Source organism: Paenibacillus amylolyticus (assembly GCF_003719335.1).
Lineage (GTDB): Bacteria > Bacillota > Bacilli > Paenibacillales > Paenibacillaceae > Paenibacillus > Paenibacillus amylolyticus_D.
Map to the genome: position 1 here is coordinate 13,460 of NZ_RIAS01000007.1, position 15,131 is coordinate 28,590.

14 protein-coding genes are annotated in these 15,131 nt (G+C 49.6%); 13 read left to right on the plus strand and 1 reads right to left on the minus strand.

The features are described 5' to 3' along the window. Positions 1-2: 2 nt before the first annotated feature. The 4 genes from purE to EC604_RS14195 all read left to right on the plus strand — a co-directional run bounded on the left by purE (position 3) and on the right by EC604_RS14195 (position 4,140). On the plus strand, positions 3-488 hold the full coding sequence (gene purE / locus EC604_RS14180) for a 5-(carboxyamino)imidazole ribonucleotide mutase (protein WP_090923373.1): 486 nt from the start codon (positions 3-5) through the stop codon (positions 486-488). Further along, positions 485-1,690, plus strand: a complete 1,206-nt coding sequence (gene purK / locus EC604_RS14185) for a 5-(carboxyamino)imidazole ribonucleotide synthase (protein WP_240036888.1) — start codon at positions 485-487, stop codon at positions 1,688-1,690. The genes purE and purK overlap by 4 nt, the downstream gene beginning before the upstream one ends. Continuing rightward, a complete protein-coding gene (gene purB / locus EC604_RS14190; protein WP_123064785.1) occupies positions 1,687-2,985 on the plus strand; it encodes an adenylosuccinate lyase in 1,299 nt (432 codons plus the stop codon). The genes purK and purB overlap by 4 nt, the downstream gene beginning before the upstream one ends. A 282-nt stretch (positions 2,986-3,267) precedes the next feature. After that, on the plus strand, positions 3,268-4,140 hold the full coding sequence (locus tag EC604_RS14195) for a phosphoribosylaminoimidazolesuccinocarboxamide synthase (protein ID WP_123064961.1): 873 nt from the start codon (positions 3,268-3,270) through the stop codon (positions 4,138-4,140). 335 nt (positions 4,141-4,475) lie between these two features. Here EC604_RS14195 and EC604_RS29915 read toward each other — a convergent pair whose 3' ends face one another. Further along, the gene (locus EC604_RS29915) at positions 4,476-4,655 is read right to left on the minus strand and encodes a hypothetical protein (RefSeq protein ID WP_123064786.1); all 180 of its coding nucleotides are present in this window, start codon (positions 4,653-4,655) and stop codon (positions 4,476-4,478) included. 36 nt (positions 4,656-4,691) lie between these two features. Here EC604_RS29915 and purS point away from each other — a divergent pair, with 36 nt between their 5' ends. The 9 genes from purS (at position 4,692) to purD (ending at position 14,847) form a co-directional block, all read left to right on the plus strand. Continuing rightward, positions 4,692-4,937, plus strand: a complete 246-nt coding sequence (gene purS / locus EC604_RS14205) for a phosphoribosylformylglycinamidine synthase subunit PurS (RefSeq protein ID WP_090923368.1) — start codon at positions 4,692-4,694, stop codon at positions 4,935-4,937. Positions 4,938-4,941: 4 nt separating this feature from the next. Beyond that, the gene (purQ, locus tag EC604_RS14210; protein WP_090923362.1) at positions 4,942-5,631 is read left to right on the plus strand and encodes a phosphoribosylformylglycinamidine synthase subunit PurQ; all 690 of its coding nucleotides are present in this window, start codon (positions 4,942-4,944) and stop codon (positions 5,629-5,631) included. Next, the gene (gene purL, locus EC604_RS14215) at positions 5,609-7,852 is read left to right on the plus strand and encodes a phosphoribosylformylglycinamidine synthase subunit PurL (protein WP_123064787.1); all 2,244 of its coding nucleotides are present in this window, start codon (positions 5,609-5,611) and stop codon (positions 7,850-7,852) included. Before purQ ends, purL begins: the two co-directional genes overlap by 23 nt. Next, positions 7,837-9,315: an amidophosphoribosyltransferase gene (purF, locus tag EC604_RS14220; RefSeq protein ID WP_123064788.1), complete on the plus strand. Its 1,479-nt coding sequence runs from the start codon at positions 7,837-7,839 to the stop codon at positions 9,313-9,315. Before purL ends, purF begins: the two co-directional genes overlap by 16 nt. A 12-nt stretch (positions 9,316-9,327) precedes the next feature. Next, entirely contained in the window at positions 9,328-9,771 is a 444-nt protein-coding gene (locus EC604_RS14225; protein ID WP_123064789.1) for an immunity 26/phosphotriesterase HocA family protein, read from the plus strand. A gap of 69 nt (positions 9,772-9,840) precedes the next feature. Then, entirely contained in the window at positions 9,841-10,881 is a 1,041-nt protein-coding gene (gene purM / locus EC604_RS14230) for a phosphoribosylformylglycinamidine cyclo-ligase (RefSeq protein WP_123064790.1), read from the plus strand. Next, complete coding sequence (gene purN, locus EC604_RS14235) at positions 10,881-11,498, plus strand: phosphoribosylglycinamide formyltransferase (RefSeq protein WP_123064791.1); 618 nt, start codon at positions 10,881-10,883, stop codon at positions 11,496-11,498. Before purM ends, purN begins: the two co-directional genes overlap by 1 nt. Before the next feature lie 331 nt (positions 11,499-11,829). Beyond that, positions 11,830-13,377 carry a bifunctional phosphoribosylaminoimidazolecarboxamide formyltransferase/IMP cyclohydrolase gene (gene purH / locus EC604_RS14240; RefSeq protein WP_123064792.1) on the plus strand — a complete coding sequence of 516 codons (1,548 nt, stop codon included), beginning with the start codon at positions 11,830-11,832 and terminating at the stop codon, positions 13,375-13,377. A gap of 204 nt (positions 13,378-13,581) precedes the next feature. Continuing rightward, positions 13,582-14,847, plus strand: a complete 1,266-nt coding sequence (gene purD, locus EC604_RS14245; RefSeq protein WP_123064793.1) for a phosphoribosylamine--glycine ligase — start codon at positions 13,582-13,584, stop codon at positions 14,845-14,847. Positions 14,848-15,131: the final 284 nt, after the last annotated feature.

The window sequence follows — 15,131 nt, forward strand, 5'->3', positions numbered from 1 at the left end:
TCATGTCGGTGCAAGTTGCTGTAATTATGGGCAGTAAGTCTGATTGGGAAACGATGAAACATGCGTGCGAGGTGCTGGACGAGCTTGAGATTGGTTATGAAAAAAAGGTCGTCTCCGCGCATCGTACACCGGATTTGATGTTTGAATATGCAGAACAGGCGATTGACCGCGGATTCAAGGTCATTATCGCTGGTGCAGGCGGAGCGGCTCATCTTCCAGGTATGGTAGCATCCAAAACGATGCTTCCCGTCATCGGTGTTCCGGTTCAATCCAAAGCATTGAACGGTCTCGATTCCTTGCTGTCCATTGTGCAGATGCCTGGCGGCATCCCGGTAGCAACGGTTGCGATTGGCAAAGCGGGTGCGACAAATGCAGGTTTGCTCGCGGCACAGATCATTGGCGCATTTGACCCAGAGGTGCAGCGCCGCTCCGAAGCCCGCAGAGAACGAATTAAACAAGAAGTACTGGAAAGCAGTGATGAGCTATGAGTAACGATGCAACTAGACAGGATATGGGAACAGGGCAAGGACAGCCTGTCTTATTACCTGGACATACAACAATCGGTATTCTTGGCGGCGGACAGCTCGGACGGATGATGACGCTAGCCGGAACGGCGATGGGGTATCGATTCGTGACTCTTGATCCAACACCGGATTCACCTTGTGGTCAGATTGCGAAGCAGATTGAAGCTGGATACGATGATGTACAGGCAGCAAGAGAACTCGCGCGGCAATGCGATGTGATCACGTATGAATTCGAGAATGTGAATGCAGAAGTGGCGGCTTTACTTGAGCGTGAGTCGTCCGTGCCGCAAGGAAGTTCCCTTTTATACACGACCCAGCATCGCTTGCGTGAGAAACGTGCGATTGAAGCGGCTGGAGTAAGGGTTGCTCCATACCGCGAGATTACCAGTTTGGATACGATGAACGCTGCAGTGAGTGAATTAGGTGTTCCATGTGTGCTGAAAACGGTGACTGGCGGATATGACGGCAAAGGTCAGCGAGTGATTCGCGCGGCATCGGAGGCCGAAGGGGCGTATGAAGAGCTTGCATCGACAGGTGCAGAGCTGGTACTTGAACAATTTATCAAGTTCGAATGCGAGATTTCGGTCGTTGTTGCTCGCAGCACGAGCGGAGAGATCAAAACGTTCCCGCCTGCGGAGAACATCCATGTGAACAACATTTTGCATGCTTCGATTGTACCTGCGCGAGTGGCTACAGACATTCAACTTGAAGCACAGAAACTGGCCGCTGCAGTTGCCGAATCCCTGAAAGCTGTCGGATTGCTTGCGGTGGAACTGTTTGTAGCCGCTGACGGCAGATTGTATGTGAACGAGCTGGCCCCAAGGCCGCATAATTCCGGTCACTACACAATGGAGGCTTGCGCTACATCACAGTTTGAGCAGCATATTCGTGCCATCTGCGGATTACCGCTGGGGGATACAACGCTGTTAAGTCCCGTCGTTATGGTCAATGTGCTTGGTGAGCATCTGGAAGGAATCATCGCAAGAACAGGGCAACCTGATGAAGAGGCGATGGAACTGGGTGTCATCCCTAAGCTTCATATATATGGCAAGAGCGAAGCGAAGACAGGACGGAAGATGGGGCATGTGAACCTGCTCTGTCAGGATGCCCGAGAAGGATTGCAATGGATCGAACAAACTAATCTATGGAGGCATACAAATTCATGATTGAACGTTATAGCAGACCCGAAATGAGAGCCATCTGGACGGAAGAGAACAAATTCCAATCGTGGCTGGAAGTTGAAATTTGTGCATGCGAGGCATGGGCTGAGCTTGGAGTGATCCCGAAGGAAGAAGCAGCTTTGCTTCGCCAGAACGCTTCTTTTGACATTGATCGTATCTATGAGATTGAAAAGGAAACTCGCCATGACGTTATTGCGTTCACACGTACAGTATCCGAGAGCCTGGGTGCAGAGCGGAAATGGGTTCATTACGGCCTGACTTCCACGGACGTGGTGGATACGGCACTGGGTTATGTACTGCGTCAAGCAAACGAGATTCTGGAAAAGGACATTATTAATTTCATCGAAATTTTGCGTGAAAAAGCACTGACATACCAGCATACGCCAATGATGGGACGTACGCATGGTGTACATGCAGAGCCCACAACTTTCGGATTGAAAATGGCGTTGTGGCATGAAGAGATGAAGCGTAACCTGGAGCGGTTCCGCCATGCAGCGGATGGCGTACAGTTCGGGAAAATCTCCGGTGCCGTTGGAACGTATGCCAACATCGATCCATTTGTTGAAGAGTTTGTCTGCAAAAAGCTGGGCACGAAACCTGCGCCAATATCTACACAAACACTGCAGCGTGACCGCCACGCCGAGTACATGGCAACACTGGCACTGATCGCAACTTCTCTGGACAAGTTTGCTACAGAAGTACGTGCACTGCAGAAGAGCGAGTTCCGTGAAGTGGAAGAAGCGTTTGCCAAAGGTCAAAAAGGATCTTCCGCGATGCCGCATAAGCGCAACCCGATCGGCAGTGAAAACATCTCCGGTCTGTCCCGTGTTATCCGCGGGCACATGGTATCTGCATACGAGAACGTAACACTGTGGCATGAGCGCGACATCTCGCATTCTTCCGTAGAACGTGTCATTCTGCCAGATGCAACGATGCTGCTGAACTACATGTTGAACCGTTTCGGTAACATTGTGAAGAACCTGACCGTGTTCCCGGAAAACATGAAACGCAACATGGAACGTACCTTCGGCGTACCATTCTCCGGCCGCGTTATGACCAAGCTGATCGACAAAGGCTTCAGCCGTGAGCAAGCATACGATACGGTTCAACCGCGTGCAATGCAGGCATGGGAAGAACAACGTCAGTTCCAGGATATCGTGAAGTCTACACCAGAAATTACGGCGGTGCTAAGCGAAGAGGAAATTGCAGATGCATTTAACCCATCCTGGCACCTGAAACATGTAGATACCATTTTCAAAAAACTCGGCTTGAACGACTAACCGATTAATATATGCCCTTAATAAGGCTAAAGAAACGAATGATGGGCTCAGCAGAGAACGAAGAGGACGGAAATAAGCTGAAGAAGCGGAGCTACAAGCTTTCTGAAAGAAAGCTGCATCGGAAGCATAGTCTGTGCCTTTATCCCCGGATTTTCACTTTTGAAAAGTGGATCGGAAAAATCTGGAGATAACAGCGATCGGAAGATTGTTCTGTCATCGGAGTGGAGTCTGCAGCATCAGGATTCGTTCTTAGCCTTACATCTCCTGAAAGAAGGTGACCCCATGGCACTGTCCACGGCGGCAGATCTTGTTAAAGCACCTCTGTTATACAAAGGAAAAGTACGCGAATTGTACGATCTGGGTGAGCATTTTCTAATTGTAGTGACAGATCGGATCTCGGCATTTGATTATGTGCTAGACCCGGCAGTTCCAGAGAAAGGCAACGTGCTGAATCAACTCAGCAGCTTCTGGTTTGAACTGACAGGCAGCATGATGGACAATCACGTGGTTCATACCGATGTGAATCAGCTGGGTGATCTGGTCACAGAACCTGAATTGCTCAAAAACCGCATCATGGTTACACGCAAAGCAGAGCGCATCGACATCGAATGTGTAGTGCGAGGATACATTACTGGCGGTGGATGGAGACAGTACGAGACAACCGGAGAAGTGAATGGAATCAAACTGCCGGAAGGCCTGCGCAAAAATGCCAAGCTTGAAGTGCCAATCTTCACACCGGCTGCCAAAAATGATGTTGGTCATGACGAGGACATTCCGATGGAGCGTATGAAAGAGCTTGTCGGAGACGCCCTTGCTATCGAACTTCAAGAGAAAAGCTTGCGGCTCTATGAGTTTGCTCGTGATTACTGTGATCAACGCGGTATCATTCTGGCAGACTGCAAATTCGAGTTTGGCATCGTGGACGGCAAGGTAATCCTGATTGATGAAATCTTCACCCCGGATGCCTCTCGCTTCTGGGCAAAAGAAAACTATGCTCTCGACATTGAGATCGACAGCATGGATAAAGAACCTGTCCGAACCTATCTGGCAGGCACGGATTGGGACAAGAACAGCAAGCCTGACCCGCTTCCGCAAGAGGTTGTGGAAGCGACAACGGCAAGATACGTCGATATTTATAAGCGTTTAACGAAATAATAAAAGGTAACGTTTGAGCGTGCGGCTCCGGGAAAGTTTGGCTTTCGATCGCTGTTGCCCCCGGAATGTTTAGATTTTAATCCTTTTTTCAAAAGGACACATTCCGGTTGCAAAGGCGAACGCTTCGCTTCTCCAGCTCAAATCTTTCCCTCCGCCAGTGTTCAAACTGGTGGATGAGGCAATTAAGGTGCAGGGTTCACTAAGTATGAAGCCTGAAAAGATACAACTGAAAGACTAATAACTCGGAAACCCGCTCCTTTTCCGTGAAATGGTTGGCTTTTACTACCCGCCGTACAACGTAAAAGGTTTAGGCCTTTAAAAAAATTGCCGCAGGATTAAGCGTAGGAGTGGAATGGTTCACGAAGGAGCGAAGCGACCGCCTTTGTTCCCGGGTTTTGACCGCGGCGCGGGCCAAAACGAATCAGAAAACCTGGGAACAACAAGCGGCCGGAGGAACCATCCACACCGAAGCGATCACCCGAGGCCACCGCACTTTTTTTAACAGCATAAAGCATTTATCCCGTTCATTACTGAGGAGGAACATACAGATCATGATCAAAGCAACCGTATATGTCACTATTAAACAAAGCGTACTCGACCCGCAAGGCGTAGCTGTTCAAGGAGCCCTGCATTCCATGGGATTCAACGAAGTGGAAAGTGTACGAATCGGTAAAGTCATGGAACTGAACTTGGATACAACGGATCGTGTGGAAGCGGAGAAACGATTGAAAGTGATGTGTGAGAAGCTGCTCGCCAACACCGTTGTTGAAGATTACCGCTACGAATTGGAGGGTTAATCTCATGAAATTTGCAGTTCTTGTGTTCCCTGGCTCCAACTGCGACATCGACTGTTACAAAGCAGTAGAAGATGCGATTGGACAAGAGGTTGATTATGTATGGCATACGGCGACGGACTTGTCCGCGTATGATTGCATTCTGGTTCCGGGTGGTTTCTCATACGGAGACTACCTGCGTTGCGGAGCAATTTCCCGTTTCGCACCGGTAATGAACGAAGTGGCGAAAGCCGCAGAGCAAGGCAAATATGTACTGGGCATCTGTAACGGATTCCAGATCCTGACGGAAGCGGGTCTGCTCCCGGGAGCATTGATCCGCAACACGTCTCTGAAATTCCGTTGCCATGACACGGTATTGAAAGTGGCTAACGCAGACACACCTTTCACACGTGACTATGCACCAGGCGAAGAGATTGTCATTCCGATCGCTCACGGTGAAGGCAACTATTACTGTGACGAAGAAACACTGGCAAGTTTGCAAGCAAACAATCAGATTGTATTCACATATGGCAACAACCCGAATGGTTCCCTGGGTGATATCGCAGGGGTTTGCAACGAGGCGGGTAACGTCGTCGGCATGATGCCGCATCCAGAGCGTGCAGTGGACTCACTGTTTGGCTCGGAAGACGGCAAACGGATGTTTACATCAATTTTGAAAGCATGGAGGGATCGGCATGACGCAGCAGCTATCCGCTAAGGAGCCAACAGCAGAACAGGTCGCAGAACATAAACTTTACGCACAGATGGGCGTGTCTGACAGCGAGTACGAGTTGATCTGTGAGTTCATGGGCCGCAAGCCAAACTACACGGAGATTGGTGTATTCAGCGTGATGTGGTCTGAGCACTGCGCATACAAAAACTCCAAGCCGCTCTTGCGTCGTTTCCCGACAAGTGGTCCGCGTGTCCTGATGGGACCAGGTGAAGGTGCCGGAATCGTGGATATCGGTGACAACCAGGCCGTTGTTTTCAAAATTGAAAGCCATAACCACCCTTCCGCGGTAGAACCTTATCAAGGTGCGGCAACAGGTGTGGGCGGCATTATCCGTGATATTTTCTCCATGGGTGCAAGACCGGTAGCGCTGCTGAACTCCCTTCGTTTCGGTAAGCTGGAGAGCGAGCGCGTAAAATATTTGTTCGAGCATGTGGTAGCGGGTATTGCGGGATACGGTAACTGTATCGGGATTCCAACCGTCGCAGGTGAAGTGATGTTTGATGAGAGTTATGAAGGTAATCCGCTCGTTAATGCGATGTGCGTGGGTCTGATTGATCATGACAAAATCCAGCGCGGTGTGGCCAAAGGTGTAGGTAACCCGGTTTATTACGTTGGCCCACCAACTGGTCGTGACGGTATCCACGGTGCAACGTTTGCTTCCGTTGAGTTGACCGAAGAATCCGAGTCCCAGCGTACTGCCGTTCAGGTCGGTGACCCGTTCATGGAGAAGCTGGTTATGGAATCCTGTCTGGAATTGATCGACACGGGCATCGTGCTCGGTATTCAGGACATGGGTGCAGCAGGTCTGACATGCTCCAGTGCGGAGATGGCAAGTAAAGCGGGGAACGGTCTGGAGTTGTATCTGGATCAGGTGCCACAGCGTGAAGAAGGCATGACACCTTACGAGATGATGTTATCTGAGTCTCAGGAGCGGATGTTGTTTGTCGTTGAGCCGAAGGATGAGGCGCAGGCGTTAGAAATCTTTGAGCGGTGGGGTGTCATCTGTGCCAAAGTTGGTAAAGTTACAGACGATGGTCGTCTGAAACTGATCCACCACGGTGAAGTTGTCGGTGATATGCCTGTTACGGCTTTGGTTGACGAGTGCCCTGTATATGACAAGCCATCTACGGTACCTGCGTATTATGAGCAAAGTGCTTCCATCGACACGCTTCGTTATGACGAAGTGTCGGATCTCGGCGGTGCATTGAAACAAGTGCTGGCTTCTCCAACGGTGGCGAGCAAAAAATGGGTTTACGATCAATACGACTACATGGTACGTACAAGCACAGCCGTTCGTCCAGGTTCGGATGCAGCGGTGGTGACAATTCGCGGAACGCGCAAAGGTCTTGCGATGACGACGGACTGTAACGGTCGTTACGTGTACCTTGATCCTGAGGTGGGTGGACGTATTGCGGTGAGTGAAGCAGCGCGTAATATCGTATGTTCCGGTGCAGAACCGCTGGCGATCACGGACAACCTGAACTTCGGTAACCCGGAGAAACCGGATATTTTCTGGCAGATGGAAAAAGCTGTGGACGGTATGGCGGAAGCTTGCCGTGTGCTGGATACGCCGGTCATCGGTGGTAACGTGAGTTTGTACAATGAAAACGCCAAAGGCTCCATCTATCCAACGCCAGTGGTCGGTATGGTAGGTCTCGTGCATGATACGGATCATATCACGACACAAGCATTCAAATCCGAAGGAGATGTCATCATGCTCCTCGGTGAAACCAAAGCGGAACTCGGCGGCAGCGAGCTGCAATACGCCGTACACGGCGTGACGGAAGGTCGTCCGCCAGAGCTTGACCTGAACACGGAGAAGGCATTGCTCGGCACCGTGCTGGAAGCCATCCAATCCGGACTTGTTCGCTCCGCGCATGACTTGTCTGAAGGTGGTCTGGCCGTTGCACTGGCAGAGTCCTGCATCAGTGGTAACGTGGGTGCGCAAGTAAATGTAGAGACTGCTTTGCGTGCGGACCATGCTCTGTTCAGTGAGAGCCAATCCCGTATTCTGCTGTCGGCTTCTCCAGAGCAAGCGAGTAAGCTGGAAGCTTTTGTACGTGAACGCGGAGTTCCAGCAGCTGTGATCGGACGTGTTGAAGGAAGTAACCTGACGATTGAATTGAACGGAACATCAGCCGTGAACGAACCTGTAGGAGGTTTGGCTAAGGTCTGGGAGGATGCGATTCCATGTCTCATGAACTGATGACGGAACCGTTGTGGACAGGTGATTATTATAACGAAGGGTCCGGCAAAGAAGGACTCGACAAATTAAAGGAAGAATGTGGCGTATTCGGGGTGTATAGGCACCCTGATGCGGCTTCCCTTTCCTATTACGGTCTGCATGCTTTGCAGCATCGCGGGGAAGAAAGTGCGGGTATGTGTGTAAGCGACGGCACACAATTTAACTATCACCGCGGTATGGGACTCGTGAAAGAGGTCTTCACCAAAGACCTAATGCAGACACTGACAGGTGATATCAGCATAGGACATGTGCGTTATTCGACAAGTGGAGATAGCAAACTGACCAATGCACAGCCGCTCGTATTCAAATATCGGGATGGTGACCTAGCGGTTGCAACGAACGGCAACATCGTGAATGCACCAACGATCCGGCGTGAGCTGGAGCAGAGCGGATCTATTTTCCAGACGACGAGTGACACTGAAGTTATTGCTCACTTGATCGCGCGTTCTTCGAAAGGTCTTGTAGAAGCTGCAAAAGACGCATTCCAGCGTATCGTCGGCGGATATGCGTTTCTGATCATGACGAATGATAAGTTGTTGGTTGCTTCTGACCCGCATGGACTTCGTCCACTGACGATGGGTAAGCTTGGGGACGCGTACCTGTTTGCGTCTGAAACTTGTGCACTTGAAACGATCGGCGCAGAGTTGATCCGTGATATAGAGCCAGGGGAACTGCTTGTACTGGATGCAGACGGATTACATGAAGATCGTTTTGATAATCATAAACACCGCAAGGCGCTCTGTGCGATGGAATATATTTATTTTGCTCGACCTGATAGTGATATGAACGGTGCAAATCAGCATGCTGCTCGTAAACGCATGGGTAGTCGGATGGCCATTGAGGCGTTTGTGGATGCGGACTTGGTTACGGGGGTACCAGATTCCAGCATCTCGGCGGCGATTGGATACGCTGAACAGACAGGTATTCCATATGAGATGGGCATGATCAAAAATAAATATACCGGACGTACGTTTATCCAGCCAAGCCAGGAACTGCGTGAGCAGGGCGTGAAGATGAAGCTCAGCGCCGTGCGGCGTGTCGTGGAAGGTAAACGTGTAGTCATGATCGATGACTCAATCGTACGTGGGACAACGTCCCGCCGGATTGTGAATATGCTGCGTGACGCAGGGGCAACGGAAGTGCATGTGCGGATTACTTCGCCGCCGTTCAAGAACCCGTGCTTCTATGGCATTGATACACCGGATAGCCGCGAGCTTATCGCATCTGCTCTGTCCGTTGAAGAGATTTGCCGTGAGATCAATGCAGACTCTCTGGCTTTCCTCAGCCCGGATGGACTGATTGCATCCATTCAAGGTGACAATCAGGATGACTATAAGGGCGGACTATGTCTGGCATGCTTCGATAATGACTATCCAACCCGCCTCGACTTTGACGGCGAGGAGAAATTTGGCTGCAGTTGTTAGGAGGCAGGACTTATGGGAAGAAAAAGCTATAATGAGGGCGATGTTTTTCTGATTCCAATGCATGATGGACGGTTTGCCGTGTGTCAGGTGATATGTGCACTGAGAGACCGCTTCAAAAAGGCATTTTCATTCGGCGTGATGAGCATTCAGCGTGACGAAACTGTAAGTTTGGAAGACGGCGAATTCCTTGTCTATTCTTATGGTAAACGTAAGAGCAACGTGATCTTCACGTCACCTAAGCTGCTGAAAGATGGCACATGGAGAATCATCGGTAACATCCCGCTGACTCCGGCGAAAAAAGAACTGCAAGTATTCCAGTGCGCCGGTGGGGTGTACAACGGTGACGAATTCATTCGAATGGTTCCACCAGAAGAGTACAGTCAGTACATTACAATGGGTGTAGCTGGTTTTGAATTGGTACAGAATCATCTGTTAGAGATGAGCAATGATAAATGAGTTAGATTTTTCATTTACACAAAAGTTTATATAACTCAATTTATATAAGATACGAAGGGTGTGAGGGTTGTGTCCGAAGCATATAAAAAGGCCGGTGTGGATATCGCGGCAGGGAACGAAGCGGTTGAACGGATGAAAAAACACGTAAAGCGTACCTTCCGTCCAGAAGTCATGACCGATCTGGGTGGATTCGGCGCCTTGTTCGGATTGAACAAGGATAAATATGATGAGCCGGTGCTGGTTTCAGGTACAGATGGCGTGGGAACCAAGCTGAAAATTGCGTTTGCGATGGATCGTCACGACACGATTGGCATCGATGCAGTAGCGATGTGTGTCAACGATATCGTAGTACAAGGAGCAGAGCCGCTTTTCTTCCTGGACTACCTCGCTTGCGATAAGGTCATCCCGGAGAAGATTGAAGCGATCGTTGCGGGTATCGCAGAAGGCTGTCATCAATCCGGCTGTGCGTTAATCGGCGGTGAAACGGCTGAAATGCCGGGCATGTACAGTGAAGGTGAGTATGATATCGCAGGGTTTACTGTAGGTATCGTGGACAAAGCAAAGATCATCAACGGCACTACCATCGCACCTGGAGATACCGTCATCGGTCTTGCTTCCAGCGGTGTGCACAGCAACGGTTTCTCTCTGGTTCGCAGATTGTTGCTTGAAGAAGCTGGCCTGGATCTGCACTCCGAAGTGACGGAGCTGGGTGGCAAACTGGGCGATTCCTTGCTGGAGCCAACGAAAATTTATGTAAAACCATTACTGTCCTTGCTGGAGAGTGTCAACGTTAAAGGGATGGCCCATATTACGGGCGGTGGATTTATCGAAAATATCCCACGTATGCTGCCGAGCAACGTAAACGTAGATATCGATTATGGTTCATGGCCTATCCTGCCAATCTTTAATCTTTTACAGCAAAAAGGCGATGTATCAAACCGTGATATGTTTACGACGTTTAACATGGGGATCGGACTTGTCTTGGTTGTGAACGAAGCGGATGCAACAAAAGCACTGGAGCAATTAAAAGCTTCCGGTGAAGAAGCGTACATCATTGGCCGTGTAACTGAAGGGGATGCGCGAGTAACCTTCACGGGAGCGGATGTTTAATGACGAACTACCGTATTGCTGTGTTTGCCTCAGGGACAGGAAGCAACTTTCAGTCTCTGGTTGATGCAGCACGGAATGGCGATTTGGGTGCATCAGTGGAATTACTCGTCTGTGATAAACCTGCTGCACGCGTTGTGCAGCGAGCACATGATGCAGGGGTGGAATGTCATCTGTTTACACCTAAAAATTATGCTTCGCGCGAAGCGTACGAGGCCGAAATTATCGAAGTACTTGAATCCAAACAGATCGATCTGGTTGTGCTGGCAGGTTATATGAGACTGCTAACCTCAGTGATGGTGGATCGTTATGCGGGTCGACTGATTAATATTCACCCATCGCTCCTGCCGGCCTTTGCGGGCAAAGATGCGATTGGACAAGCACTTGATTATGGTGTGAAAGTGACAGGTGTAACCGTTCATTTTGTGGACGGAGGCATGGATACAGGGCCAATCATTGCCCAGCACCCTGTGCCTGTTCAACCAGGGGATACAGCAGAAATGATCAGCAAAGCCATTCATGCAGCCGAACAGCAGCTATATCCTGAAGTAGTATCTTGGTTCGCGCGAGGTCTGGTCCAGTTAAACGGACGTCACGTCACCGTTAACAAACCGGTTTGATGTAAGTTGCCCCTTTTTACACGTTAACGGAGAGGACAGAGAAAACCTGGAAAAGCGAAGCGCTCGCCTGAAAGCTTTCTGAAAGAAAGCTGCATCGGAAGCATAGGCTTATCACCGATTTTCCCCTTGAAAAAAGGGAATCAAAAATCTGGGGATAACAGCGATTGAAAGGTTGTTCTGTCATCGTAGTGTCCGGTGTAAATACCCTGGTTCAACTTATATAACAGAAGTCGAATATTGATACGCATTTTGTGATATTTCTCGGGAAATAAATCAGCTGTGTTTCGTCAGGAAACGCGAAGCTTATGGGATAATAAAGGAGGAGCATATTGTGAGTATCAAAAGAGCGCTGGTCAGCGTATCGGATAAAACAGGCATCGTGGACTTTTGCCGCGAGCTGTCGCAAATGGGTGTGGAGATTATTTCGACAGGAGGTACAAGCAGCCTGCTGTCGAAGGAAGGCGTACCTGTTATCGGAATTTCGGACGTAACCGGATTCCCGGAAATTATGGACGGACGTGTCAAAACATTGCATCCGGCAGTTCACAGCGGTTTGCTCGCTGTTCGTGATAATGAAGAGCACACACGCCAAATGCAGGAGCTTGGTCTCGGTTATATTGATCTGGTCGTTGTAAACCTGTATCCTTTCCAGGAAACCATCGCCAAACCGGATGTAGCCTATGAAGATGCGATTGAGAACATCGATATTGGTGGGCCAACGATGTTGCGTTCAGCAGCTAAAAACCATGCTTTTGTTAGCGTTGTTGTTGATGCGGCCGACTACAGTCAAGTGCTGGAGGAAGTTCGCAGCGGCGGGGATACGACGCTGGAAACACGCAAACGGCTTGCGGCAAAAGTGTTCCGCCACACGGCGGCTTACGATGCACTCATCTCCGATTATCTGTCCAACGTTAATGGCGATCCACTACCAGAGCGTCTGACGGTTACTTACGAAAAACTCCAGGATCTGCGCTACGGCGAAAATCCACACCAACAAGCGGCATTCTACCGCAAACCGCTGGCTGCTCAGGATACATTGACTACAGCCGAGCAACTGCACGGTAAAGAACTGTCCTACAACAATATCAACGATGCCAACGCAGCACTGCAGATTGTCAAAGAATTTGAAGAGCCAGCAGTGGTTGCCGTGAAACATATGAATCCTTGCGGTGTAGGTATTGGCGAAAGTATCTATGAAGCCTACAGCAAAGCGTATGCTGCTGACCCAACATCGATTTTCGGTGGCATTGTGGCCGCAAACCGCATTATCGACAGCGATACGGCGAACAAGCTGAGCGAGATTTTCCTGGAAATCGTACTTGCACCTGATTTTACCCAAGAAGCTCTGGATATTCTGACGAAAAAGAAAAACATCCGTTTGCTCAAAACAGGTGAGCTGAGTGCAGCTCGCAACCGCGAAAGCCAATTCGTGGTTACGTCGATTGACGGCGGCATGATCGTGCAACAATCCGACGTACACTCCATTGAAGCGAGTGAGCTTAACGTGGTTACCGATCGTGCACCTTCTGAGGAAGAGCTGAAGCAGCTATTGTTTGGCTGGAAAGTCGTTAAACATGTGAAGTCCAACGCGATCGTACTTGCCGCGAACGATATGACGGTAGGTGTAGGTGCGGGGCAAATGAACCGTGTCGGTGCTGCCAAAATTGCAATTGAACAAGCCGGTGAGCAGGCGAAAGGCGCTGTACTCGCTTCCGATGCATTTTTCCCGATGGGCGATACACTCGAACTGGCAGCCAAAGCTGGCATTACGGCAGTCATTCAGCCAGGCGGTTCAATCAAAGACGAAGAATCCATCAAGGTAGCCAATGAATACGGCATTGCAATGGTATTCACGGGCGTACGTCATTTTAAACACTAGGACGAGTAATAAGCAGGTTGAAGAGTTAAAGTAAAAACAGAAGTATTAAAATACTCTTCATCAAAAAGTGGCAAGTGTTATAAAGGAGTGTCACCTGTCATGTTGATGACGTATGGGGCACTCCTTTTTTCAGGAAATAGATCAAATAATATTTTTGAAGTGTATGAACATCACAATCCAGTAAAGTGTGGAGGGGACAGAAGAATGGATATTTTGGTAGTCGGCGGCGGCGGCCGCGAACATGCAATTATCTGGGCACTGGCGAAGAGTCCAAAGGCAGGCAAGATCCATTGCGCACCAGGGAATGCGGGCATTGCACAGCTGGCAGAGTGTCATCCGATTGCGGTGCATGAATTCGATAAACTCAAAGCACTGGCTGTTGAGTTGAAAGTAGACCTCGTCGTTATTGGACCGGATGATCCACTGGCAGACGGTATTGTAGATGCATTTGATTCGACAGGTCTTCCGGTCTTCGGTCCGCGCCGTAATGCGGCGGAGATCGAAGGCAGTAAAACGTTCATGAAAGACCTGCTGCACAAATACAACATCCCTACCGCTGCATATGAGAAGTTCGACAACTACGAGCAGGCTCAGGCATATCTGAATGAGCAAGCGATCCCTGTTGTCATTAAAGCGGATGGACTTGCTGCAGGTAAAGGGGTTACTGTTGCACACTCTCGTGACGAGGCGAATCAGGCACTTCGCAGCATTATGGTCGATAAGGTGTTTGGTGAAGCTGGAGCCAAAGTAATTATCGAAGAATTCCTGGCCGGACAGGAAATGTCGATTCTGGCCTTTGTCGATGGTGAGACGGTTCGTCCAATGGCTGCTGCGCAGGATCATAAACCTGTGTTCGACAATGATCAGGGGCCAAATACGGGTGGCATGGGTACATACTCTCCGCTTCCGCACATCCCGGCCTCCATTATTGAAGAGGCGGTGGAAACGATTATCAAGCCAACAGCCCGAGCGATGGTGTCTGAAGGACGCCCATTCCGCGGGGTATTGTTTGCAGGTTTGATGATCTCCCCGGATGGCAAACCCAAAACGATTGAGTTCAACGCTCGTTTTGGAGATCCAGAGACACAAGTGGTGTTGCCACGTCTGAAAACGGACCTGCTCGACATTTTCTGGGCAACCGTCAACGGGAAGCTGGCTGATTTGGAGATTGAATGGAGCGAAGAAGCTGCTGTCTGTGTTGTGCTTGCTTCCGGTGGATATCCAGGCCCGTACGCCAAAGGTATTGTGATCGAAGGACTGGATCAAGTCGAAGAAGCGGTTGTGTTCCACGCAGGAACTGCGCGTAATGAAGCTGGGGACTGGGTAACGAACGGAGGGCGTATTCTCGGTGTTGTTGGCCTAGGCGCAGACATCGCGGAAGCAAGAGTCAAAGCTTATGCTCAGGCAGAGCGTATTCATTTTGAAGGCAAACATCAACGCACCGACATTGCAGCCAAAGCTTTGGTGTAACAATTAAAAGTGAAGCATTCAAGCAATAAGTTGCTCAGTTTAAGAGAAGTAAAGTGAAGTCGAATTCAAATCAACTTTGTTAAATGGATCAGGAACAGAGCACATTTGCACTAATTAAGCCAGCCCGTAGGGTGGGTACCGCAAGGTATTTGCATCCTGCGGGCTTTTTGTGCGTATTAGATATATCATGTGTAAAAAAGACAGTTACATTCCTTACACATCTATCCTCGGAAACGCACCGTTTTCTCAGGATCACGCTGGTTAAAATGCCAGAGGATAACATA